Source organism: Gallibacter sp. Marseille-QA0791 (genome assembly GCF_965119705.1).
GTDB lineage: Bacteria > Bacillota > Clostridia > Peptostreptococcales > Anaerovoracaceae > Lentihominibacter > Lentihominibacter excrementipullorum.
The window spans coordinates 2749220-2769798 of the sequence record NZ_CBCPMH010000001.1; the positions used below are offsets into that span (position 1 = coordinate 2749220).

General features: G+C 44.5%; 24 protein-coding genes and 1 pseudogene. 22 read left to right on the forward strand and 3 right to left on the reverse strand.

Going from position 1 to position 20579, the window contains the following annotated elements; genetic code table 11:
* The first annotated feature begins 166 nt into the window (after nucleotides 1–166).
* From ACQY69_RS12680 to ACQY69_RS12710, 7 genes are all read left to right on the forward strand, one after another.
* A complete protein-coding gene (locus ACQY69_RS12680; protein ID WP_428260867.1) occupies nucleotides 167–610 on the forward strand; it encodes a hypothetical protein in 444 nt (147 codons plus the stop codon).
* Between the two features lie 133 nt (nucleotides 611–743).
* Entirely contained in the window at nucleotides 744–1115 is a 372-nt protein-coding gene (locus ACQY69_RS12685; protein ID WP_428260868.1) for a helix-turn-helix domain-containing protein, read from the forward strand.
* Nucleotides 1116–1293: 178 nt separating this feature from the next.
* The gene (locus ACQY69_RS12690; protein ID WP_428260870.1) at nucleotides 1294–2586 is read left to right on the forward strand and encodes an IS110 family transposase; all 1293 of its coding nucleotides are present in this window, start codon (nucleotides 1294–1296) and stop codon (nucleotides 2584–2586) included.
* 51 nt (nucleotides 2587–2637) lie between these two features.
* Nucleotides 2638–2766 carry a hypothetical protein gene (locus ACQY69_RS12695; RefSeq protein ID WP_428260871.1) on the forward strand — a complete coding sequence of 43 codons (129 nt, stop codon included), beginning with the start codon at nucleotides 2638–2640 and terminating at the stop codon, nucleotides 2764–2766.
* Nucleotides 2767–3131: 365 nt separating this feature from the next.
* The gene (locus ACQY69_RS12700) at nucleotides 3132–3758 is read left to right on the forward strand and encodes a CatB-related O-acetyltransferase (protein WP_428260872.1); all 627 of its coding nucleotides are present in this window, start codon (nucleotides 3132–3134) and stop codon (nucleotides 3756–3758) included.
* Nucleotides 3759–4013: 255 nt separating this feature from the next.
* Nucleotides 4014–4622: a class I SAM-dependent methyltransferase gene (locus ACQY69_RS12705; RefSeq protein ID WP_428260873.1), complete on the forward strand. Its 609-nt coding sequence runs from the start codon at nucleotides 4014–4016 to the stop codon at nucleotides 4620–4622.
* Nucleotides 4623–4675: 53 nt separating this feature from the next.
* The gene (locus tag ACQY69_RS12710; protein ID WP_428260874.1) at nucleotides 4676–5236 is read left to right on the forward strand and encodes a TetR/AcrR family transcriptional regulator; all 561 of its coding nucleotides are present in this window, start codon (nucleotides 4676–4678) and stop codon (nucleotides 5234–5236) included.
* A 2-nt stretch (nucleotides 5237–5238) separates the two neighbouring features.
* Here ACQY69_RS12710 and ACQY69_RS12715 read toward each other — a convergent pair whose 3' ends face one another.
* Complete coding sequence (locus ACQY69_RS12715) at nucleotides 5239–5745, reverse strand: helix-turn-helix domain-containing protein (protein ID WP_428260876.1); 507 nt, start codon at nucleotides 5743–5745, stop codon at nucleotides 5239–5241.
* A 156-nt stretch (nucleotides 5746–5901) separates the two neighbouring features.
* Between ACQY69_RS12715 and ACQY69_RS12720 the strand changes: the two genes are divergently transcribed.
* On the forward strand, nucleotides 5902–6282 hold the full coding sequence (locus ACQY69_RS12720) for a GNAT family N-acetyltransferase (RefSeq protein WP_428260878.1): 381 nt from the start codon (nucleotides 5902–5904) through the stop codon (nucleotides 6280–6282).
* Between the two features lie 13 nt (nucleotides 6283–6295).
* Here ACQY69_RS12720 and ACQY69_RS12725 read toward each other — a convergent pair whose 3' ends face one another.
* Nucleotides 6296–6619: a helix-turn-helix domain-containing protein gene (locus ACQY69_RS12725; protein ID WP_428260879.1), complete on the reverse strand. Its 324-nt coding sequence runs from the start codon at nucleotides 6617–6619 to the stop codon at nucleotides 6296–6298.
* Nucleotides 6620–6721: 102 nt separating this feature from the next.
* Here ACQY69_RS12725 and ACQY69_RS12730 point away from each other — a divergent pair.
* Nucleotides 6722–6847, forward strand: a pseudogene (locus ACQY69_RS12730) (TnpV protein); the annotation flags it as partial.
* Nucleotides 6848–6908: 61 nt separating this feature from the next.
* Here ACQY69_RS12730 and ACQY69_RS12735 read toward each other — a convergent pair.
* Entirely contained in the window at nucleotides 6909–7907 is a 999-nt protein-coding gene (locus tag ACQY69_RS12735) for a helix-turn-helix domain-containing protein (RefSeq protein ID WP_428260880.1), read from the reverse strand.
* A 182-nt stretch (nucleotides 7908–8089) separates the two neighbouring features.
* On the opposite strand from ACQY69_RS12735, the gene ACQY69_RS12740 reads away from it, so the two are divergent.
* The 13 genes from ACQY69_RS12740 to ACQY69_RS12800 all read left to right on the forward strand — a co-directional run bounded on the left by ACQY69_RS12740 (nucleotide 8090) and on the right by ACQY69_RS12800 (nucleotide 20562).
* Nucleotides 8090–9892, forward strand: a complete 1803-nt coding sequence (locus ACQY69_RS12740; protein ID WP_428260882.1) for an ABC transporter ATP-binding protein — start codon at nucleotides 8090–8092, stop codon at nucleotides 9890–9892.
* Nucleotides 9885–11639: an ABC transporter ATP-binding protein gene (locus ACQY69_RS12745; RefSeq protein ID WP_428260884.1), complete on the forward strand. Its 1755-nt coding sequence runs from the start codon at nucleotides 9885–9887 to the stop codon at nucleotides 11637–11639. Before ACQY69_RS12740 ends, ACQY69_RS12745 begins: the two co-directional genes overlap by 8 nt.
* 5 nt (nucleotides 11640–11644) lie before the next feature.
* Nucleotides 11645–12235 (forward strand): MptD family putative ECF transporter S component, encoded by a 591-nt coding sequence (locus tag ACQY69_RS12750; protein ID WP_428260885.1) that lies wholly within the window; start codon nucleotides 11645–11647, stop codon nucleotides 12233–12235.
* Nucleotides 12235–12984: an energy-coupling factor transporter transmembrane component T gene (locus ACQY69_RS12755; RefSeq protein WP_204682490.1), complete on the forward strand. Its 750-nt coding sequence runs from the start codon at nucleotides 12235–12237 to the stop codon at nucleotides 12982–12984. The genes ACQY69_RS12750 and ACQY69_RS12755 overlap by 1 nt, the downstream gene beginning before the upstream one ends.
* The gene (locus tag ACQY69_RS12760) at nucleotides 12981–14462 is read left to right on the forward strand and encodes an ABC transporter ATP-binding protein (RefSeq protein ID WP_428260886.1); all 1482 of its coding nucleotides are present in this window, start codon (nucleotides 12981–12983) and stop codon (nucleotides 14460–14462) included. The genes ACQY69_RS12755 and ACQY69_RS12760 overlap by 4 nt, the downstream gene beginning before the upstream one ends.
* Nucleotides 14463–14465: 3 nt before the next feature.
* Nucleotides 14466–14837, forward strand: a complete 372-nt coding sequence (locus tag ACQY69_RS12765; RefSeq protein ID WP_428260887.1) for a metal-dependent transcriptional regulator — start codon at nucleotides 14466–14468, stop codon at nucleotides 14835–14837.
* A gap of 466 nt (nucleotides 14838–15303) precedes the next feature.
* Entirely contained in the window at nucleotides 15304–15807 is a 504-nt protein-coding gene (locus tag ACQY69_RS12770) for a hypothetical protein (protein ID WP_428260889.1), read from the forward strand.
* A 484-nt stretch (nucleotides 15808–16291) separates the two neighbouring features.
* Complete coding sequence (locus ACQY69_RS12775; RefSeq protein WP_084730545.1) at nucleotides 16292–16597, forward strand: helix-turn-helix domain-containing protein; 306 nt, start codon at nucleotides 16292–16294, stop codon at nucleotides 16595–16597.
* A 364-nt stretch (nucleotides 16598–16961) separates the two neighbouring features.
* Complete coding sequence (locus ACQY69_RS12780; RefSeq protein ID WP_428260890.1) at nucleotides 16962–17813, forward strand: ABC transporter ATP-binding protein; 852 nt, start codon at nucleotides 16962–16964, stop codon at nucleotides 17811–17813.
* Complete coding sequence (locus tag ACQY69_RS12785; protein WP_428260891.1) at nucleotides 17810–18559, forward strand: ABC transporter permease; 750 nt, start codon at nucleotides 17810–17812, stop codon at nucleotides 18557–18559. Before ACQY69_RS12780 ends, ACQY69_RS12785 begins: the two co-directional genes overlap by 4 nt.
* 210 nt (nucleotides 18560–18769) lie before the next feature.
* The gene (lexA, locus tag ACQY69_RS12790) at nucleotides 18770–19372 is read left to right on the forward strand and encodes a transcriptional repressor LexA (protein WP_428260893.1); all 603 of its coding nucleotides are present in this window, start codon (nucleotides 18770–18772) and stop codon (nucleotides 19370–19372) included.
* Nucleotides 19373–19394: 22 nt separating this feature from the next.
* On the forward strand, nucleotides 19395–19556 hold the full coding sequence (locus ACQY69_RS12795) for a hypothetical protein (RefSeq protein ID WP_428260895.1): 162 nt from the start codon (nucleotides 19395–19397) through the stop codon (nucleotides 19554–19556).
* A 535-nt stretch (nucleotides 19557–20091) separates the two neighbouring features.
* Nucleotides 20092–20562: a sigma factor-like helix-turn-helix DNA-binding protein gene (locus ACQY69_RS12800; RefSeq protein ID WP_428260897.1), complete on the forward strand. Its 471-nt coding sequence runs from the start codon at nucleotides 20092–20094 to the stop codon at nucleotides 20560–20562.
* Nucleotides 20563–20579: the final 17 nt, after the last annotated feature.

Sequence of the window (20579 nt, forward strand, 5' to 3'; positions counted from 1 at the left end):
ACAAACAAATCCTAAGTTGTTGAACAGGAAGAAATGATTTCGATATTATCTGTCTCTGTCGTTCCAATTCCATCATACGCAGATGGACGGCGCGCACGCGGGCGCGTTTCTGGAAAGGGTACAGACCGAGATTAATAGATTGAAGTAAAGGGAAAGAGAGGATGTTATGAAAAAAGTATGGATCTTAGCAGCGGTAATGATGATAGCGCTTCTGTGCGGCTGTCAGGTAAACGAAGATGCGGGAGCGGATTACGGAGATGATTTTTCAAAGGCGCAGGAGATTGCAGTGATTCCCGCCGGCACATCGGAAGTTACCAAAATCATATCTTCCGGTGAGGACATTGAAGCATTCGTTTCGGGCATGGATGTAGAAAGCTGGAAATTGGCGGATTTGCCGGAGGGAGCGGTGGAAGTCGGAACGTTCGGGCTGTCGCAGGAAAAAACAATAAAGCTGGGTCAGACCGATACCGACGGGACACTTTACGATGTAGCCACGATCACATTATATGAAGAGCCTTATATTACTGCGGAGATCGTCGGGCTGGATATGGACATGACATTCGAAGTGAGCAAAGATGCGGCTGATCATTTGAAGGGGTATTTTGAATAACATTCGGCAATATTTTGCAGCAGATCTGCAAATGTTATACATAGTTGACAAATTGCCAATGACAGTTGGTTGATAAAAGATGGGGTACATGTAATGCTTGCTTTTATAAAAAACAGAGCAAAGGAGACCAACTATGAATTTTAATGAAAAGCTGATTAATTTAAGAAAATCAAAAGGCTTGTCGCAGGAGGAGCTGGGAGCGGATCTGAAGGTATCAAGACAGACTATTTCCAAATGGGAATCCGGACAGTCCTATCCGGATTTTCAAAGACTTGTGCTATTGAGTGATTATTTTGGCCTTACACTTGATGAGCTAGTAAAAGATATCGATGTTCAGGAGGTCAGAGAGAAAAACATCAACAGTGATAAAATTGATTCCATATATAATGATATGAATACAGCAAAGAGCTTTATAAAATGGTATCTGATCATTGCGGGAGCCGCAGCAGGAGTTGTACTTATTCTTATTTTACATTTTGTCTATAATGCGATGTTTAACTGGTAAGGAAGGGAATTTAAGTAAAGCTTTTTAATGTAAGGATTTGTTTAAGGAGCTTCCTGTATAATTCAAATATAGGGAATTTCATGAAAGGTGGTTGAGAAAAAAAGATACCTCAGAGTAAAATAAGATTTGCTGACTTTGAGCGGTTAGTAAAATCTTAAAAAACAGTGAGGTATCTGAAATGAAGTATAACACACAAAACGCAAAAATTGCATCTATTACGGAAAAAACTTTAGTTCTTGGGATTGATGTCGGAAGCGAGACTCATTATGCAAGAGCATTCGACTGGCGTAATTATGAGTATTCAAAAACTCCGCTGGCATTCAGCAATGATGAAGTCGGATTCCTGACATTCAAAGCATGGGTTGAGGATTTAAAAGAAAAACATGGGAAGACTGCTGTGATTCCGGGGATGGAGCCGACAGGACATTACTGGTTCAACCTTGGAAAGTTCCTGCAGGACAGTGGAATGAGACCGGTTCATGTAAATCCACATCATGTAAAGAAATCGAAGGAGATGGATGACAACAATCCAAACAAGAATGACCGGAAAGATCCGAAAACGATTGCCGCCCTGGTAAATGAAGGACGATTCTCTTACCCGTATATCCCCACAGGGATTTATGCGGAGATCCGGAGCCTGTCAAACCTGCGGTTTCAAACCCAGGAAGAAATCACACGCATCCGAAACCGGATCGCACGGTGGATCAGCATTTACTTTCCTGAATATAAAGACGTTTATGGGAAAATGGATGCAGTAAGCGGGCTGATGGTACTTAAGGAGGCACCGCTTCCGGCAAAAATCAGAGAACTGGGAGCGGAAGGGATCAATCAGATCTGGCGGAATGCAAAGCTGAGAGGCGCCGGGATGAAGAGGGCAAAGACCCTGCTATCGGCAGCTGAGCACAGCATAGGGAGCCAGGAAGCCCCGGAAGCAGCAGCGCTGGAGATCGAAAGCCTGTTGGAAGACTATGAGAAATACAAGGGGCGTATGGCAGAGTTGATGGGAAGAATGGAAGAGAAGATCAAAGAGGTTCCATATGTGGAGAAACTCCTGGCGATTCATGGGATCGGATTAAAAACAGTATGCGGCTTTCTTGCAGAAGTTGGAGAACTGAGCAGGTTTGATAACCCAAAACAGGTGCAGAAGCTTGCAGGATACGCAATTGTGAAGAACGATTCCGGAAAACATGCGGGAGAAAGCCATATCAGCTACCGGGGAAGAAAGCGGCTGAGGTATGTGCTGTATGAAGCAGCGATTTCGGTGATTGGAAAGAATGCAGAATTCAGGGAGATCCATCAGTATTATCAGACAAGAGACCGGAATCCTCTGAAAAAGATGCAGTCGGTAATTGCAGTAGCATGCAAAGTTCTCCGGGTATTCTATACGATCCTGAAAAAGGGAGTAGATTACAATGGGGAAAAGATGTTACAGGATATCCGAAGGCCTGGAAGGAACATCAAGGCAGCATAAGAAATCCAGACATTCAGAAAGAACCTGCTGTGGTTGAAGCGAATTGTCGGTATGCTAAACAGACTGACAGTTGGCTTCAGCCACGGAGGAAAAAGGAAGGCTGGAACTGTGAAAAGCAGACAGAACGTGAGAGGAAAACGTCCACTGGCGACAGTGCTGTCACGGGAAGTCGGTCAGTAAATGTTATGTTTACAAAGAATGAGCCAGTAGTCGGCAGGTATAATCACCATAGGGCAGGACCCTGAGAAGGAGCTAAGCTGACACCCTGGTTATGGGCAGGCGGAACGAAGGAAGTGAGGACATCTGCAGGAATGCAGGGAGATCCTGGTAGACACGGGAGGTGCGCTGCCATAGATGGAAGGGTATACACAAGGCCATGTAAAACGAAAAACAGAGACGTTTTATTTCGTATACCCTAAACCGCCTATTTTCGTACCAGATACAGAGAAATGCTCATGATCGAGGCTCATTCATCTGAGATAGAAACTTAAAAAATCCTTGATTTTCAAGGAAAAAACACTTGACTAAATAGGGAGGCTTTTTAAATGACTATATCGGGAAACATATACCCTCGCAAAGGAGATAATCAGACTGTATATTTAAAAAATGTAATTACCGATCCCGGAATCGAAGTAGGGGATTATACGATGTATAACGACTTTGTTCATGACCCGCGGGATTTTGAAAAAAACAATGTTTTATATCATTATCCAATCAATGGGGATTGTCTGAAAATAGGCAAATTCTGTTCGATCGCCTGCGGAGCAAAGTTTTTGTTCACCAGTGCAAATCATACTATGCGATCGCTGTCTACATATCCCTTTCCCATTTTCTTTGAAGAATGGGATCTGAGCGTGAATCAGATAACCGACGCATGGGACAATAAAGGGGATATTGTAATCGGTAATGATGTCTGGATCGGATTTGAAGCTGTTATAATGTCGGGAGTCACGATCGGAGATGGAGCAATCGTGGGCGCTCGTGCAGTCGTTACGAAAGATGTTCCGCCGTATACGATTGTGGGTGGTGTACCGGTAAAGGAGATAAGAAAGCGATTTTCAGATGAAAGAATTTCTGAGCTGTTAAACCTTAAATGGTGGGATTGGCCGGAGGAGAAAATACAGAAGAATATATGTGCGATACAGACGGGAAATATCGACGAACTTTTGTGATTGCGGTTTGTAAGTCTGTGTTTTATAACAAATACCGGGTATTCATATTATCATGTGGTTTAAAATATCCGGTATTTTGTTTATATGGCAGACACAGTTTTGGCACAATACTAAGGGTAAGGGCAGTATTCATGTAATGCTGTCCTTGTGTTTGTCTATTTAAGATAATACAGTGTCAATATAAAATGAATGAACATTATTCATTGACATTTCAAAAAAGAACGCTATACTAATAGATGGAAAGGAGGTCAAGCCATGAACACCACAAAGGAAAACTCAAAAGCATCTTTTAATCAACAGGCTGCCACCTATGATAAAGATATTAAGGGCCGGCACGCCCGCTCCCTTTATCCCATCCTGCTGGAAAAACTATTCCACATTCCTTTTCAGTCAGCTTTGGATTTAGGGTGTGGGACGGGTGAAATGCTGAAGCTCATTCTGCAAAAGGATAATCACAAAGATCTATGCGGCATTGATTTGTCCGAAGAAATGCTGGCTGTTGCGAAGTCGAAACTCCCGGAACAAGTCGAGCTGCTCTTGGGAGACAGCGAGTCGCTCCCATTCCCGGACAACTCTTTTGATGTTGTGTACTGCAACGACTCGTTTCATCATTACCCTGCACCGCAAAATGTCTTAAGGGAAGTACACCGGGTATTGAAGCCGGGAGGAACTTTCCTGATGGGAGATTGCTGGCAGCCCTTTGTAGGGCGCGCGATAATGAATTTTTATATGCGTCATAGCAAAGAAGGGGATGTAAAGATCTATTCTGAAGCGGAACTCGTTTCTATGCTTTCCGTATATTTTCATAATGTATTATGGGAACAGGTTGGTAATACGGCATGTATTGCTATGGGCGAAAAATGATTAGCATTCATTAGAGTGGGAGTGTGATCATAGAAAGAAAGGAGAGCCAGACTATGCGTGTTACAAAGGAGCCGGAAGTGCGCAAGCAGGAAATTTTGGATACTGCGCTTAAATTGTTCGGAGAAAATGGGTATGAAAAAACTTCGATTTCTGATATAGCGAAAGCAATCGGTATTGCACAGGGTTTATGTTATCGCTACTTCCCATCTAAAGAAGCGCTGTTTGACAGCGCGATTGAACAATATGCGGATGTCTTGCTGGAGCAGTTTGCAGGCATTGAAAAGAACAAATACAAGACTTTACGACAGGTTATTGAAGGCATGCCTGCCACTGTGGAAGAACGTGACAAGAAATACTATTCTGTTTTTCACGGGGAAGAAAATAAGAAATTTCATGATCAGCTTTCTCTCAAAGTGTGCGAGAAGCTGGTGCCGCTTGTAGAGGAATTGTTGCTATGCGCTCGACAAAAAGGCGAAATTCAGTTTGATGATATTCAGACCGCTGCGGTGTTTTGCGTATATGGGCAGCTTGGTATCCTGCTGTCAGACGATTTGACAGAAGAAGATAAGTCGAAAAGGATTCGTGAATTCCTCATATTTGCACTTCGCCTTTGAAACTATTTTTCCCGTGTCAGGAATATTCCAATGGCTGAAACAATAAAGAGAATCGGTGCTGTTCGAGTAAACAGCCATTCCAGTGAGTGAAAGGTTACCCCAAGAACGGCGGCTTCGGGATCATTGTAATCCCACTTCAAGTAAGGGCTTTCCAACGCCAACAGGATTACGAAAATCGTTATGATAATTAGGCACAGTGAAATGAAAATCCAGCGAAGGATCTTTTTCCTTGTAACTTTTCTATGCGCAAGCTGCAAATTTATTACTTCAAGCTTTTCGGAGATCGCCTTCAAGTCTTCAGCCTGCGATTCGGATACCTTTTCACCGAGAAGGATATGCACCGGTGTATCAAGTACCTCTGATAAGGAGATCAACATATCAGAATCAGGAACGGAGCGTCCCTGTTCCCCTTTTGAAACTGTTTGTCGCACAACATTCAGTTTGACAGCAAGTTCCTGTTGTGAAAGTCCTTTTGATTTTCGTATCGATTTGATATTTTCGCTGAGCATTAGGGACATCCTCCTTTGTTGGTGGTAGCTTTATTATAAATGAAGTTGTGCGTTGATAACAAGCAACGTATTTTAACATCTTTGAAAAGCAGTAATTGCAGGTTGCTCTCTGAGCCCATATCATGAAATCGATACAAAACAAGGAGATGATAGAATATGATCCGTTATTTTGCAGATGATAACATTTTAAACGCAAATGAATTCATCCGCTTTGCCAATCAGGTATGGCCGGGTGATTACGATGAAGAAAAGACAGAAGCAGCGCTCAAAAGGACAATTAACATAACCGCCAGAGATGGTGAGACATTGGTCGGCTGCCTGCGTATCCTTACAGACGGATGCTTTTTCGGCACGATCACGGAACTTTTGGTATTGCCAGCCTACCGGAAACAGGGGATCGGCAGCAGACTTCTTCAAATGACAAGAGAACATACGCCGACTATGCTGTATTTTGGTGCTCAGCCGGGGCTCGAACCATTCTATGAAAAGAACGGTTGCGAGAGGAGCCTTCAATCATACCTGATAAAAAAGCGATAAAAATGCGATTTTTTTAAAATGGAAAAAGCGTTCTATCAGAACGCGCAGCCAGCTCCAGAATGGAGCTGTTTATGGGGGCTTGAGGGCGCTGCTCACTGTCCTCCCGAAGCAGCTCCGGGTTGAAGTAGCGTTCTGCGGGCAGCTTGCAAATGCGGATGAGCTGCATCACAACCGGCACGCTGGGTATTGTGCCGCACAGCTCAATATTTGCAAGATAGCGCGGGTCAATGCCGACCTTTTCGACCAGCTCCCGGCGGGACATTTTCACAGCTTCACGCGCCTGCTGAACATCTGCACCGAAGGTTTCAAATCCAGGGCAATCTTTTACATTCGGCATATCACATCACCCTATTACATTCTATTGTTCATAGGATGTGCTGGGAATGATGCGATATGCGCTTTAGCTTCATTTTATAATTCGTTATTGGAGAGAAATTGCATGATGGAGGCGGCGGGCGTTACCGAGGAACTGAAAGCCCATGACCCCATGCGCTGGGTGGGGTTAATGAACACGCTGAAAGCGCAGGCGGAGGAAATTATAGAAAATGAATTGATATATATTTAGCATAGGCAAAAGGCCGAAACACAAGCATAAGTGTTTGCTTGTATTTCGGTCTTTCATTTTGTCAATCCCACCCGTTGGTCTTGTTGCGATATTCGGATGGCGAAAATCCTGTTTCTTTTCTAAACCAATCTGAAAAACTTCCTTGATTTTTGAACCCTATGGAATGGGCAATTTCATAAATACTAATCCCTGGATGTTCCAGTTGTTTTTGCGCCTTCTCTAAACGCATTTTTTGAATATAATCAGGGATGCTTTCTCTATAAACCAAACGAAAGAGATAAGAGAGTTTGTTTTTATTGGTATAAAAAATCTTTCCTAACGTTTCAAGTGTAAGGTGCTGATCGCAATGATTTTGCAAAAAGGCTGCTAAACGATGTATCATGGCAATCGTATCTTCATCCAATGCTGATGTATCAGGAAATGCTTTTTGATGTTCTTGCTGTATCTGTATCAACGAAAGTAATTCCAGTACCTTGCTCTCAAAATAAAGGCTGCCGCTTTGGGCTGATGGGTTGATTCGGCAGATTTGAGCAAACAGATATTCAAGTTCCGGCATCGTTACCATACCAGACAATCCTTCAACAGAGTGGACAAGTTCCTGATGGTCTACAGAAAAACATTTCGGGAGGAAGGAACGGAAATATCCCGGCAGCATCGTTACAGATACGCAACGCATTGTACCGCCCTCGGATATTCCAGCACGAAACCTTGAGGCATTGTTGATATAACCGACCAGATGATTTTCTGTCCGTACACACCGGGCAGAATAAGAGGCCACAGTGTTCCCTTGAAAATGTGGTACTAATGGCGGCGCATAATTGCCTACTGCAAGGAAAGAAGGGTGTTCGTAATTTAATTCTACTTCTTTCTTAAAAGTCAAATCAGCGATTGTAACCGCACACAAATTACGAATTGGTTGCACCCAATAATATCCCTCCCCCACATCCGGCGTGGGACGATAAGTGATGCCACTGCCTTTGATCTGATTGTTACCAGAAACAGGGCGTAAAGATATTTGCCTGAATTGAGGTTCAAATATCTGCTCTATGATATTTTCCAAAAGTAATGCCCCCTTTTTCGGCTTCTGGCACGAACCTTTCGGCTGTCAGCACAAAGGCCGTTAACCATATTGACCAAAGTATAAAATGACGCTAATGTAGAGATGTGTTAGTGATGTCTAACCGATAGAATAACACAAATAAAGAAAAAATGCAAATCGCATTTGGAAAGGGGTGTCCATCTATGGCACAAAAAAAGCAGGCAAGTGGAATATCACGCCTGATGCAATTTGCAGGAACCAAGAAATACTTAGTTTTTTTTTCCTGCGTGTTATCTGCAATCAGTACGGTTCTTTCGCTTTGCCCGTTCATTTGGCTTTGGTTTGTAGCAAAAGAAATATTTACCGCTCTTCCTGATCTCAGTCAAGTTTCTATTTCTGCTCTGATGCAATATGCGTGGCTTGCTGTGGCGTTTGCTGCGGGTGGTTTTTTGCTCTACTACATTGCGCTGCTTTGTTCTCATCTGGCGGCTTTTAGCGTTGCAAAAAACATGAAAATGACCGTTTTACAGCACCTGACGACATTGCCTCTTGGATTTTTTGGCAGTCAGGGCAGCGGCAAGATCCGCAAAGTGATTGATGAAAACTCTGACTCCACAGAAGCATTTATCGCTCATCAGTTACCAGATTTAGTGGGAGCTTTTATTACGCCTTTTACTATTTTGGCGTTTTTATTTATTTTTGATTGGCGGCTGGGTCTGCTTAGTTTAATTCCTCTGGCTTTGGGGTTTGTCGTGCAGGGCGCTGTCATGGGAACTACCGCTCCAAAATACATCAAACAAGTGCAGGATGCAGGGGAAACAATGAACCGCGAAGCTGTCGAGTATGTGCGGGGCATCCCTGTTGTAAAAGTATTTCAGCAGACTATTTATTCTTTCAAAAGTTTTTACCGTTCTATTCTGAACTACAAAGAAAACATTACAGCCTTTGCTCTTGTCTGTGAATGGCCTATGAGTATTTTTTACGCGTTAATCAATGCGTCATTTTTACTTTTAATTCCCTTTGGTCTGCTATTCCTTTCCGGGGCCGCAGATTACCGGGGGTTTGTGATCGACTGGCTGTTTTATATTCTGTTCACGCCAGCCTGTGCAGGAATGATTAACAAGATCATGTATGTGTCCTCTTATAAAATCGCGGCAGAAGAAGCCGTCAAGAGAATTGATTCCCTTTTAGGTGAAAAGCCGCTGGACAAAGCAAAACAGCCGATGGCGCCTGATGGGAATAACGTTACTTTCTCCCATGTCACGTTTACTTATCCGGGGGCACATACACCAGCGATAAATGATTTGTCATTTGAACTCCCGTCTGGAAAGACCTATGCGCTTGTAGGAGTATCCGGCTCTGGAAAAACAACGGCGGCCAGCCTTATTCCACGTTTTTTCGATGTGGATGAAGGCAGTATTAAAATAGGCGGTGTAGATGTTCGGGATATTTCAGATAAATGTCTTTCTGAACGAACTGCATTTGTACTTCAAACGACGCGGTTGTTTAAGACCAGCATTTTAGAGAATGTGCGTATGGCCCGTCCCACCGCAACAGAGGAGGAGGTCCTGTCAGCACTTCATCAGGCACAATGCGATGAGATAATTCAGAAATTTCCGCAAGGTATTCATACAACTATCGGAACAGAGGGAGTCTATCTTTCTGGAGGCGAGGTGCAGCGGCTTGCTTTGGCAAGGGCTGTTTTGAAAAATGCACCAATCATCATTTTAGACGAGGCAACTTCCTTTGCGGATGCCGAGAACGAGTACCAGATACAAAAGGCATTTGAGCATTTGATGAACGGTAAAACGGTTCTGATGATTGCCCATAGACTAACTACGGTTCAAAATGCAGACTGTATCCTTGTTATGGCTGATGGAAAAATCTCAGAAATGGGAACACATGAAGAATTACTGGCCTTGAATGGCATTTATGCAAATATGTGGCAGGAGTATCAACAATCTGTTACATGGAATTTAGGAAAGGAGGTTGTGGCTCATGCTTAAACGATTGTTTGCTCTTAGCGATAAAGGAGCGGCAGACTTAAAAAAGGGCGGTGCTGCCTCCGCGTTTTCAAGTCTTAGTCTGTTTGTGCCGATGGCACTGTGTCTTATGCTTTTGCAAGAAATTTGTAAGCCCCTTTTAGGCGAGAAGGCCGATAGTCCTAACATTTGGCTCTATACCGTTCTTGCAGTAGTCAGCGTTGTTGTCATTTTCATTGCGAATTTTATTGAATATCGCTGTACCTATATTGCAGCTTATGAAGAGAGCGCGACACGGCGTATTACTTTGGCAGAAAAACTCCGCAAACTCCCGCTGTCTTATTTTGGAGAACATGACCTTGCAGAAATGACAACTTCCATGATGAGTGACTGCAATGAGTTGGAACGGACTTTTTCTGGTGCCATACCAAAGATGATTGGTTCCATTATCAGTATTATTCTTATTATGGTCGGGTTGTTTGCTTTTGACTGGCGTATGGCATTGGCTTTGTTCTGTGTTGTACCCGTAGCATTACTGCTGATCGTGGGCAGCAAAAAGTTACAGGACAGAATGGGAACCAGAAGAATGGGGGCGAGGCTTGCTGCTGCCGATGGTATTCAGGAGTTTTTGGACAACATTGCAGACCTTAAAACCTGTAATCAAACAGAAAAGTATTTGACAGAACTTGAAACAAAATTACAGGATGTGGTTAATGCGTCTGTCAAAGTAGAGCTTACTTCCGGCACGTTGCTGACCTCTGCTCAAATGCTTTTGAGACTCGGTCTTCCTTTGGTTATTTTAGTGGGAACTACTTTGTTGATCGGTGGTGGTATAGATTTCTTTACCTATTTACTGTTTTTGCTGGCAGCATCAAGGGTATATGAACCACTAAGCGGCGTTATGATGCAGTTGTCTGAAATCTTCAACGCCAATCTGCAGATCAAGCGTATGAAAGAAATGGAAAGCCAGCCGGAGCTGTCTGGAACAGATAGCTGTGCGAATAAAGGATATGACATTACCTTTGACCATGTTTCCTTTTCCTATCAGGACGGAGAAACTGTTCTGAAAAACGTGAGCTTTACAGCAAAGCAAGGAGAAGTAACAGCCTTAGTCGGCCCATCTGGAAGTGGTAAAAGTACCGCCGTAAAGCTGGCAGCCCGCTTTTGGGATGCAACGGGTGGAGAAATCCGACTTGGCGGCATCAATATCAGGACAGTTGAACCGGAAACGCTGCTTTCCAATTACTCGATTGTTTTTCAGGATGTGGTTTTGTTCAGCGATACAATTATGGAGAATATCCGTATTGGCCGAAGAAACGCCACGGATGAAGAAGTCATTGCGGTTGCAAAGGCCGCCTGCTGTGACGAGTTTGTATCTCGTTTCCCACAAGGGTATCAGACAATGATTGGAGAAAACGGTTCTACCCTGTCCGGCGGTGAACGTCAGCGTATTTCCATTGCAAGGGCATTGTTAAAGGATGCTCCTGTTATTCTGCTCGACGAGGCCACAGCATCCCTTGATGTGGAGAATGAAACCTCTGTGCAAAACGCAATCACCCGGCTAACGAAAGGAAAGACGGTTCTTGTTATTGCACATCGTATGCGTACTGTTGCTGGTGCAGATAAAGTTGTTGTTCTGGAACAGGGAAAAGTTGTTCAGCAAGGTGCGCCTTCCAAACTCATAGAGGAAGATGGATTATATCGCCATCTTGTAGAATTGCAGCAGCATAGTCAAACATGGACAATAAACACAAAAAGTCAGGAGGATTGATTACTATGAATACGAAAACGGCTCGGATTGGAGCAAAAGACCTTGTTACAATTGGCATTTATTCAGCCATCTATCTTGTCATTACCTGTGCGCTGGCTTTTTTAAGCCTGATTCCAATTATGTATCCGCTAATGACGATTATCTGCCCGATTGTCGGAGGCATCCCCTTTATGCTCTTTCTGACGAAAACAAAAAAATTTGGCATGATTACCATTATGGGCATTTTGATGGGCCTTGTCATGCTTTTGACTGGTATGGGATATTGGAGCCTTATTACAGGAGTAATTGCCGGACTTTTGGCTGACCTTGTATGGAAAGCTGGAAAATATTCCAGCGCAAAAATGAGTATCGTAACAAATGGAGTATTCAGCCTTTGGTATATCGGCAACTATATGGCGGTATTTGTAACCAGAGAGGCTTACTTTCAGCACGCAGTTGAAAGCTATGGTCAGGCATGGGCCGATACGATTCAAACTTACCTGCCAAATTGGATGGCGGTTGTGCTGTTAATCGTTTGCTTTATCAGCGGACTTGTGGGTGGTTTGATTGGAAAGAGCCTGTTGAAAAAGCATTTCAAGAAAGCAGGAATAGCATAATGTCCTGGGAATTGCTGAGTGCCTCAAAAAAATCAAAGGGAGTTACTCTCGATCCGCGCACAAAACTAATCGTGTTGATTACTATTTGCTTTTTGGTTCTCGGCGGCGAGGGCGGCGGTCTTGCGTTGGTTACAAAGCCAATGCTGACCGCTATCCCCATTCTGCTACTTTTCTGTTTTGGAAAAAAGAAAGCGGCTCTCGTTTGCGTGATCATTTATGTGACCTGCTATCTTGGGGAACAGTTTGTTGTGCCTGTGACTACCGGGGCTACAAATTTTGTTTTGCTCTTTTTGTGCGGCTTTATTTCCCGTGTGTTGCCAGGACTGGCAATGGGATATTACACCGTTCGTACAACAACAGTCAGTGAGCTTGTAGCCGCCATGCAACGTATTCATTTGACGGAAAAGCTGATTATTCCTCTGTCTGTTATGTTCCGCTTTTTCCCCACAGTGGGCGAGGAATACCATGCGATTGGTGACGCTATGCGGATGCGGGGGATTCGGTTTGGCGGGAAGAAAACTGTCAAAATGCTGGAATATCGGTTTGTCCCGATGATGATTTGCTCTATTAAAATTGGTGAGGAATTGTCTGCGGCGGCTTTAACCCGCGGACTTGGAGCGCCAGTACGCCGTACTAATATCTGCAAGATCGGGTTTAAGGCATTAGACATAGTTCTCATTGCATTTTGTGTTGTGCTTTTCATTCTGACCATCTTACGGAAATTTGGACTGCTGGGGGTGTTGGCATGATTGAATTTCAAAATGTTTCTTTTTCCTATGAAAACGGCGATCATGCCGGACAGCTTCATAACATCAATTTTACGATTCCGGACGGCCAGGTTGTCCTGCTCTGCGGTGAGTCAGGCTGTGGGAAAACCACATTGACCAGGCTGTTAAACGGACTTATACCAAACTATTATGAGGGACGGCTTGAAGGGCGTGTTTTTATTGATGGGAAAAGTATTGTAGAAAAACCGTTGTACGAAATTGCTTCTCTGACAGGCTCGGTATTTCAAAATCCACGGAGTCAGTTTTTTGCCGTTGATACAAATTCTGAATTGGCTTTCGGATGTGAAAACTTGGGGATAGCGGAAAATGAGATTATCGCCCGGATGAAAAGAACAGTGGCGGAGCTGCATATTGAAACGTTGATGGACAGAAGTATCTTTGCGCTTTCAGGAGGAGAAAAGCAAAAAATAGCTTGTGCGTCGGCAGCCATGATGGAGCCGGAGATTTTTGTATTAGATGAACCATCTTCCAATCTGGATATAAAATCTATTCGTGAACTTGCAGAAGTTATTACACTTTGGAAAAATCAAGGCAAAACTATTTTAATTGCTGAACACAGACTAAGTTATTTAATGGATTTGGCAGACCGCGTTCTTTACATGAAAGACGGACAGATTGAGAATGACTTCTCAATGGCCGATTTCCGAAAAATCCCCCCGGATGAAATATCGCGTATGGGACTTCGTTCTCTTTACCCGGTGACATTCCACAATCATCACACTTTTACAGCAAAGAACAAAGACGAAATCATTTTATCCGATTTCCGATTTGCGTATGCTGAGAGCTTAGTGTTAAAAGTTGAACATCTTGTAATTCCACAAGGCAGCATTGTGGGGGTTATAGGCAATAATGGCGCAGGAAAAACAACTTTCGCCCGTTGCTTATGTGGTTTGGAAAAAAAGGCATCCGGGGCAATTACGATAAAGGGGAAAACTTACTTACGAAAAAAACGTCTCAATCAATGTTATATGGTGATGCAAAATCCAAGCCATCAACTTTTTACAGAAGATGTGTTGGATGAAGTTCTTTTGAGTATGGATGGAGACGAAGAAGAAAATCGGCCAATAGCAGAGAAAATTTTATCTGATCTAAATTTGACGCCATTTACTGAACGGCATCCTATGTCTTTGTCTGGTGGTCAGCAACAACGAGTGGCAGTAGCCAGCGCTGTGGCATCTGGCCGGGAAATCATGATTTTTGATGAACCGACCAGCGGATTAGACTTTCGCCACATGGAGGAAGTCGCAAAGGTGCTTGGAAAATTGCAAAAAGCGGGAAAAACATTGTTCATTATTACGCATGACCCGGAATTGATAGAAAGATGCTGTGATTACTTCATTTTCATTGAAAATGGAGAAGTGAGTTGGCATGGCGGCTGGAATTTGCAAAATAAACAGCAGTTAGAATTATTCTTCGGGCCACAAAGGAAAAGGAGATGAAAGATGAAACTTCATGCGTCCGGGGAGGACTACCTGGAAACCATCCTTGTTCTCCAAAAGAAACGCGGTATGGTACGCTCCGTAGATGTGGCCCGGCACATGGAGGTGTCAAAGCCCAGCGTGTGTCATGCGGTGGCTACCTTGCGGGACGGCGGCTTTCTCACAATGGACGAAGATCACTTTCTCCATCTAACCGATATAGGCCGCGAGGTTGCCGAAAAAATCTATGAGCGTCACTGCTTCTTTACCGAGCAGCTTATCGCCGCAGGCGTTGACCCCAAGACTGCGGAGGCCGACGCCTGCCGGATTGAACACATCATCAGCGATGAGAGCTTTGACCGGCTGAAAGAGGCAGCCGCACAAGAGCAAGAATAAACCGAATAAGCCAAGCGATCCTGCCCCGACCAACGGGGAAAAGAAAAAAACCGTTGCAGGGCAGGTAGTTTTGTGCGCCCATAATGGATTTTCGGGGTACTGCGGCGGTTTTGAGTAACATCAAGGCCGCCGTTCTCCATGCCCTTATGAGGATGACGACCCTGTGCTGAATGTAGCGGCGGCTTTAGGAGGGAGCCGCCGTGAAGCGAGAACAGCTTCGACATAATCCGGCAGGAATTTACCTGCCAAAAAAAGCCTGTCCCCGGCAACGGGGACCTATGCACAAGAAGATGAACTATACCATGTAGAGAAACAGCAAAACACACCAGATAGCGTCTGGCTGGATTATATCCAGTCAGGCGTTTTTTGTCATATCCTGCGGTTCTCCGTAGGTTGCCGGTCCCCGCCATCTCCATTTCAATTCACCGTTCACCCACCAACCCCTGAATTGAAATGGAGGACAAGTATGTTTGATAAGAAAAGTGAATATGCCCTGAACAAGCACGATCAGGACAGCATCATCTACATAAGCGTCAGCGGACACATCCGGCTCACCCGCGCCGACTTTTCCAGTGAGGAAGAATTTCTGAAATGGAAAGCCTGGTCTGATGAGGATTATCACGAGAGAGAAAAAAGCGGCCGCAGCTTCAACGACAACCGTGTGGATCTGAATGAGTGCCTGGATGTGGTCGGAGCGGTTCAGTCCGCCGAAGATGAATTTTTCTCCGAGCTTCTGAAGGCGGATGCCCAGGCAGAGGAAAAGGCTTTGCGGGAAAAACGGCTGGCTGCATTGAAAGCCATTCTGAACGCAAAGCAGTATCGCCGGATTTGGCTGTACTATGCTGAAAGGAAGTCTGTCACCGAGATTGCCAGACTTGAAGGAGTGACGAAGGCCAGCATCTCCCTCTCACTTGCCAGGGCAATCAAAAAAATTTCAAAAAAGTTCGCGGTGGGCCTCAAAAATAGCTAACAAATGGCCTTAAAAAATGTGATAGGTGAAGGACACATTTTCCTCACCCTTCACAGAACCATGACAACTGAATATACGGTATTGCAGGTACGAAACCCGCGTGATGAGCGACATAAGGTGCGCCGCCAGGACGATAGCTTCAAGGAGGTGATGGGACAAGCTATCTGAGCGATCAACGCATACCTTAGACTCGGACAGGCACTCCGGGCGCGATGACAGCGCGGGGGTTAAAGATACTTTCTCACGACCTCCCACAGACTTGAGGGGGAACCCTGCGGCACACGCTTTGAACGATGCTGCGGAGTTATGACAGCCCTGCCAGGGGCGGCCTGTAATATCCCCACCGCTGGGGATGCGTGGCAAATACAGCGGGCTTGAAGTTACTGAAAAGTCAAGGCAGCCGCGCCGAAGTGCGCCGTATGTTACAACGGCTCCAACCAGATCGGCGCGGCTGCTTTTTTATTCTCGAAGGAGGCGAACAATTATGACTTCAAATTCGCCTGTTTGTTATGCGAATATTCCGTCCGGGACTTCCGGGCGTACTCATACAGAAAGATACTCCGCTGTTCAGCCTGCGGGCTTTGGTAAGATCGGCATGACGATTGAAGAAGCTGCCGACTATACCGGCATTGGACGCAACACCCTCCGCCGCCTTGTGGATTGGGGAAAAATCCCGGTCCTGCGGATTGGGCGTAAATCTATTGTCCGCGTGGATGTGATTTGCTGCTTCATGCAGATCAACGAGGGCCGCGACCTTCTGGACCGTAATCAGGTCCTTGCAGTGAAATAAATATTGAAACCTTGAAATTTAGCAAGGGGATCGGCAGCAGACTTCTTCAAATGGCAAGAGAACATACGCCGACTATGCTGTGTTTTGGCGCGCAGCCGGGGCTCGAACCATTCTATGAAAGAACGGCTGCGAGAGGAGCCTTCAATCATACCTGATAAAAAAACGATAAAAATGCGATTTTTTTAAAGTCGTAAAACCCAGTGATTCCAACGGTTTCAAGGGAAAATTCGATTTGTATTTGCGGGGGGGGGTAATGACCGCTTTTCCTATTGATTTGCCTTATAAATGCTGGTATCATATCAGCGAAAACCGATTGAGCCGGACAACTGATGTCACCCTTCGGGCGACAAACATAGGAGGAATTATGGAGAAAGAGATGATTCGCCTTGAGCACATTTCCAAAAAATTCGGAGATGATCTCGTGCTCAGGGAGATTAACGCCAGCCTGCACCGCGGAGAGATACTCGGCTTTTTGGGGCCGAGCGGAGCGGGCAAGACTACGACCATAAAGATCATAACAGGTCAGCTCAGGCAGACTTCGGGGAAGGCATATATCCTTGGAGTGGATTCCGAAGAGATCGACGAGTCCATATACGAAAGGATAGGCATAGTCACAGACAACAGTGGTATTTACGAATACCTGACCGTTTATCAGAATCTCAGATATTTTGCCAGGATACTGAAAGTACCTGAAGAGCGTATCGAAGAGGTGCTGAAGCAGACAGGTCTCTGGGAGCACAGGAAAAAGCAGGCGGGAAAGCTTTCCAAAGGGCAGACGCAGAGGCTGGTACTGGCAAGAGCCGTTCTGCACAGGCCACAGGTGCTTTTCCTCGACGAGCCTACGTCAGGACTCGATCCTTCGACGGCTCTCGAAATACACAAGATGCTTTTCCGGCTCAGGGATGAAGGCATGGCGATATTCCTGACGACCCATAACATGGAGGAGGCCACTAAGATGTGCGATCAGGTGGCGCTGCTAAACGAAGGGGTCATAGTGGAGCTGGGCTCTCCGGGGGATATCTGCCTTAAATACAACAGAGAAAAGAAATACAGGATACTCCTTGCCGACGGCAGCAGGCTCGAGCTTAAAAACAGCGCGGAAACGGCTGCACAGATAGAAGAATGGATGAGGAACAGCCAGATAGAGACTATTCATTCGTGCGAGCCGACGCTGGAGAGCGTTTTTCTTGAAGTAACGGGGAGGGAGCTGTCATGAAGACCATACACTGGAACAAAGTCGCTGCCATAATGGACACCAAGACGCGTGCCTTTTTTGGCAAGAATTGTATCATAATGCCCATATTCGCGATCGTGTTCACCTTCATCATGAAGCTGCTCTATGTTAATGTCATGGAGGGCGAACCGGGGATGGATGAGTTCGCAAGAGGATATTCACTGGCGATGGGTCTTGTAATGGGCATAGGGATGATAGGCATATACTGCCCGGCTCTGCTGCTGGCTGAGGAAAAGGAAAAGAACACGCTGAGAGTGCTGATGACATCATCCGTGAACGGGCTGGAATTCTTTCTGGGAAGTATCATACCCGTATTTCTGGCAACGGGCATAGTATGTTTTCTGCTGATCCCTGTCAGCGGATATGATATGGCGGCTGCGGATATACCGGCATTTGCCGCCGTGATTCTGATGGCGTCCCTTATAAGCTGTATTGTCGGTATGGTGCTGGGGATATTCGCGAAGAATCAGGTGAGCGCGGGCACTGTCATAACGCCGGTGCTCATGGTATTCATGCTGATACCGATGTTTGCCAATCTAATAGAAGCGCTGGAGAAGATCTCGCAGTTCACCTTCACGGGCATCGTCATGGAAATGATGATGAGGATGATGGAAGGCGGTAAAAGCCTGGTAACCGCGCAGGGAATAGCGGTGATGGCGGTGGAAGCCGCGCTGGCTGTCGTGCTGTTCATATGGCTCTACAAGAGGAACGGCTTCGAGCGGGAATAATTATAAATACCAATACATATCTGATTCTTATAAAATCCAACAGATATGGCAGTTGGATCAGACGAATATATAAAGATGGGGTATTACTAAAGATGGGGAGCTATTTCCCCATCTTGTTTTATATTCAAAAAAGCACTTGCAGTTTGCAGAGATGGGCGTATAATGATCCTATCGGAAACAGATTGATTCTGATAGAAACGGAGAGACATAATGAGAAGTAAAAGTATCGATACAATGAAAAAAATCAAAACCTTTGCAGAGGAATATTATATGCTCCATTATCAATCTCCGAGCATGGCACAGATCGCAGAGAATGTCGGGATCGCACGAAGTACAGCGTACAAGTATCTGGTGGAGATGGATCATCGAGGGATGATTTCTTACGACGGTAAAGAAATTCGTACAAAAATTATCGATCACTCTAATCCGAGATTGATCCGAGCGGCGGTACTTGGAAATATCGCATGTGGACTTCCCAATGTTGCAGAAGAAAATATCGAAGAATATGTATCGCTTCCGGAGAGTCTGTTTGGCAGAGGAGAATTCTACATCCTGCGAGCAAGAGGTGAGTCTATGATCGAAGCCGGAATTGAAGATGGAGATCTGGTAGTAATAAGGAAGCAGTCTGATGCCAACGATGGGGATATCATAGTAGCTCTTGTTGAAGAAGAAGCAACATTAAAGAGACTGTATCGCGATGAAGAAAATGGACGTATCATTCTGCACCCTGAAAACAAGGATATGTCCGATATCGTTGTTGACAACTGTATCATACAGGGAATAGCAGTAAAGGTAATTAAGGATTTGAATTAAGACGGTATGAGAGGTGAAGCGTATGGGAGTGGAATATTATAAAGGCAAACCTATTCCTTTATATGAAATAATTGCGAATAAAGGAACGACGCTGGAATTTGCACTGGACGGTACAGGCATATTTCATGTCCGAAGCTTTGATAAGGAAGGTAATGATAAAGGAATTTCGCAACTTCCGATATAAGATAATAACAATTGTCTTTGGGAGGTGAAAGAATGGAGAGAGGAAAATATATCATCACTTGCCCCATATGCGGAAAGCGGCTGTTCAAGAGCCAGTCGCATAATGGATGTATTATAGATGTACAGTGTTCTAAATGTGGGAGCTATTTAAATATCAAACATGTTGACTGTACACTGAGTGTTTGTGAAACGGTCGCTGAATATAAAGGAAAAGAAAATGAAAAGTAAAACTGAATAATGAGGATAGCAGAAGAACCGGTGAACTGGGCAGGAACCCTTAAGGCCGGCGCTGCTATCCGAGAGTTTGTGAATGGTCTGTACTTGACAAAGAATCATTAAGAGCCTGGCAAAACATAAGTGATCCTGCTTCAGGATATGTTTTGTCAGGTTTTTTTGTTGCCTTTTTCAGATCGCTTATGTTGGGAGGCTCGGAACGGAGCACCCTGTGAGAAGAAAATGGCAGCCTGACATGGCGAAATATCCGTGATCTCCGATTTCAAACAAGTTGGAACAGTTTGGAATTCGGAGGTCAGGAAATGAAATTTAATTATAATACAGAGAAGAAAAAATATATTAGAAAATGGGAAGTGCTGGAGAAAGAATATGAAACAGCCGGAATGGATAAGAGCTCGATTGAAGAAATGAAACGCTTTGATTGGGAGCTTTTTAAGAAAGAACGGGTTTTCTGCAGACATAATCAGTATCTGGAAGTCAGTTATCCATATAATGAAGGGAAAAGCCCAGAGCAAAATTCTTTGATGCTAAAGTTTATAGAGAAGTTTTCATATGAAGAACGATATTTTCAGGACAGTAGATATGGATGGATCGAGGAAATTGAAAATACGAGTCTGATAAAGAAAATAAAAAACCTTAACATCGCAGAAATAGAAATACTGACAATGTATGTTTTTGAAGAGAAATCACAGACAGAAATTGCAGAAAAGATGAATCTCACTCAGCCAAGTGTTTCGAGGCGTATTAGAGTGATAAAAAAGAAACTGAAATAAACAGTAGCAAAAGAGGG

Excerpts from the sequence above, each read along its gene's own strand:
- ACQY69_RS12680 (WP_428260867.1), top strand. The coding sequence starts at position 167 with ATGAAAAAAGTATGGATCTTAGCAGCGGTAATGATGATAGCGCTTCTG.
- ACQY69_RS12685 (WP_428260868.1), top strand. The coding sequence starts at position 744 with ATGAATTTTAATGAAAAGCTGATTAATTTAAGAAAATCAAAAGGCTTG.
- ACQY69_RS12690 (WP_428260870.1), top strand. The coding sequence starts at position 1,294 with ATGAAGTATAACACACAAAACGCAAAAATTGCATCTATTACGGAAAAA.
- ACQY69_RS12695 (WP_428260871.1), top strand. The coding sequence starts at position 2,638 with ATGCTAAACAGACTGACAGTTGGCTTCAGCCACGGAGGAAAAAGGAAG.
- ACQY69_RS12700 (WP_428260872.1), top strand. The coding sequence starts at position 3,132 with ATGACTATATCGGGAAACATATACCCTCGCAAAGGAGATAATCAGACT.
- ACQY69_RS12705 (WP_428260873.1), top strand. The coding sequence starts at position 4,014 with ATGAACACCACAAAGGAAAACTCAAAAGCATCTTTTAATCAACAGGCT.
- ACQY69_RS12710 (WP_428260874.1), top strand. The coding sequence starts at position 4,676 with ATGCGTGTTACAAAGGAGCCGGAAGTGCGCAAGCAGGAAATTTTGGAT.
- ACQY69_RS12715 (WP_428260876.1), bottom strand. The coding sequence starts at position 5,745 with ATGCTCAGCGAAAATATCAAATCGATACGAAAATCAAAAGGACTTTCA.
- ACQY69_RS12720 (WP_428260878.1), top strand. The coding sequence starts at position 5,902 with ATGATCCGTTATTTTGCAGATGATAACATTTTAAACGCAAATGAATTC.
- ACQY69_RS12725 (WP_428260879.1), bottom strand. The coding sequence starts at position 6,619 with ATGCCGAATGTAAAAGATTGCCCTGGATTTGAAACCTTCGGTGCAGAT.
- ACQY69_RS12740 (WP_428260882.1), top strand. The coding sequence starts at position 8,090 with ATGGCACAAAAAAAGCAGGCAAGTGGAATATCACGCCTGATGCAATTT.
- ACQY69_RS12745 (WP_428260884.1), top strand. The coding sequence starts at position 9,885 with ATGCTTAAACGATTGTTTGCTCTTAGCGATAAAGGAGCGGCAGACTTA.
- ACQY69_RS12750 (WP_428260885.1), top strand. The coding sequence starts at position 11,645 with ATGAATACGAAAACGGCTCGGATTGGAGCAAAAGACCTTGTTACAATT.
- ACQY69_RS12755 (WP_204682490.1), top strand. The coding sequence starts at position 12,235 with ATGTCCTGGGAATTGCTGAGTGCCTCAAAAAAATCAAAGGGAGTTACT.
- ACQY69_RS12760 (WP_428260886.1), top strand. The coding sequence starts at position 12,981 with ATGATTGAATTTCAAAATGTTTCTTTTTCCTATGAAAACGGCGATCAT.
- ACQY69_RS12765 (WP_428260887.1), top strand. The coding sequence starts at position 14,466 with ATGAAACTTCATGCGTCCGGGGAGGACTACCTGGAAACCATCCTTGTT.
- ACQY69_RS12770 (WP_428260889.1), top strand. The coding sequence starts at position 15,304 with ATGTTTGATAAGAAAAGTGAATATGCCCTGAACAAGCACGATCAGGAC.
- ACQY69_RS12775 (WP_084730545.1), top strand. The coding sequence starts at position 16,292 with ATGACTTCAAATTCGCCTGTTTGTTATGCGAATATTCCGTCCGGGACT.
- ACQY69_RS12780 (WP_428260890.1), top strand. The coding sequence starts at position 16,962 with ATGGAGAAAGAGATGATTCGCCTTGAGCACATTTCCAAAAAATTCGGA.
- ACQY69_RS12785 (WP_428260891.1), top strand. The coding sequence starts at position 17,810 with ATGAAGACCATACACTGGAACAAAGTCGCTGCCATAATGGACACCAAG.
- lexA (WP_428260893.1), top strand. The coding sequence starts at position 18,770 with ATGAGAAGTAAAAGTATCGATACAATGAAAAAAATCAAAACCTTTGCA.
- ACQY69_RS12795 (WP_428260895.1), top strand. The coding sequence starts at position 19,395 with ATGGGAGTGGAATATTATAAAGGCAAACCTATTCCTTTATATGAAATA.
- ACQY69_RS12800 (WP_428260897.1), top strand. The coding sequence starts at position 20,092 with ATGAAATTTAATTATAATACAGAGAAGAAAAAATATATTAGAAAATGG.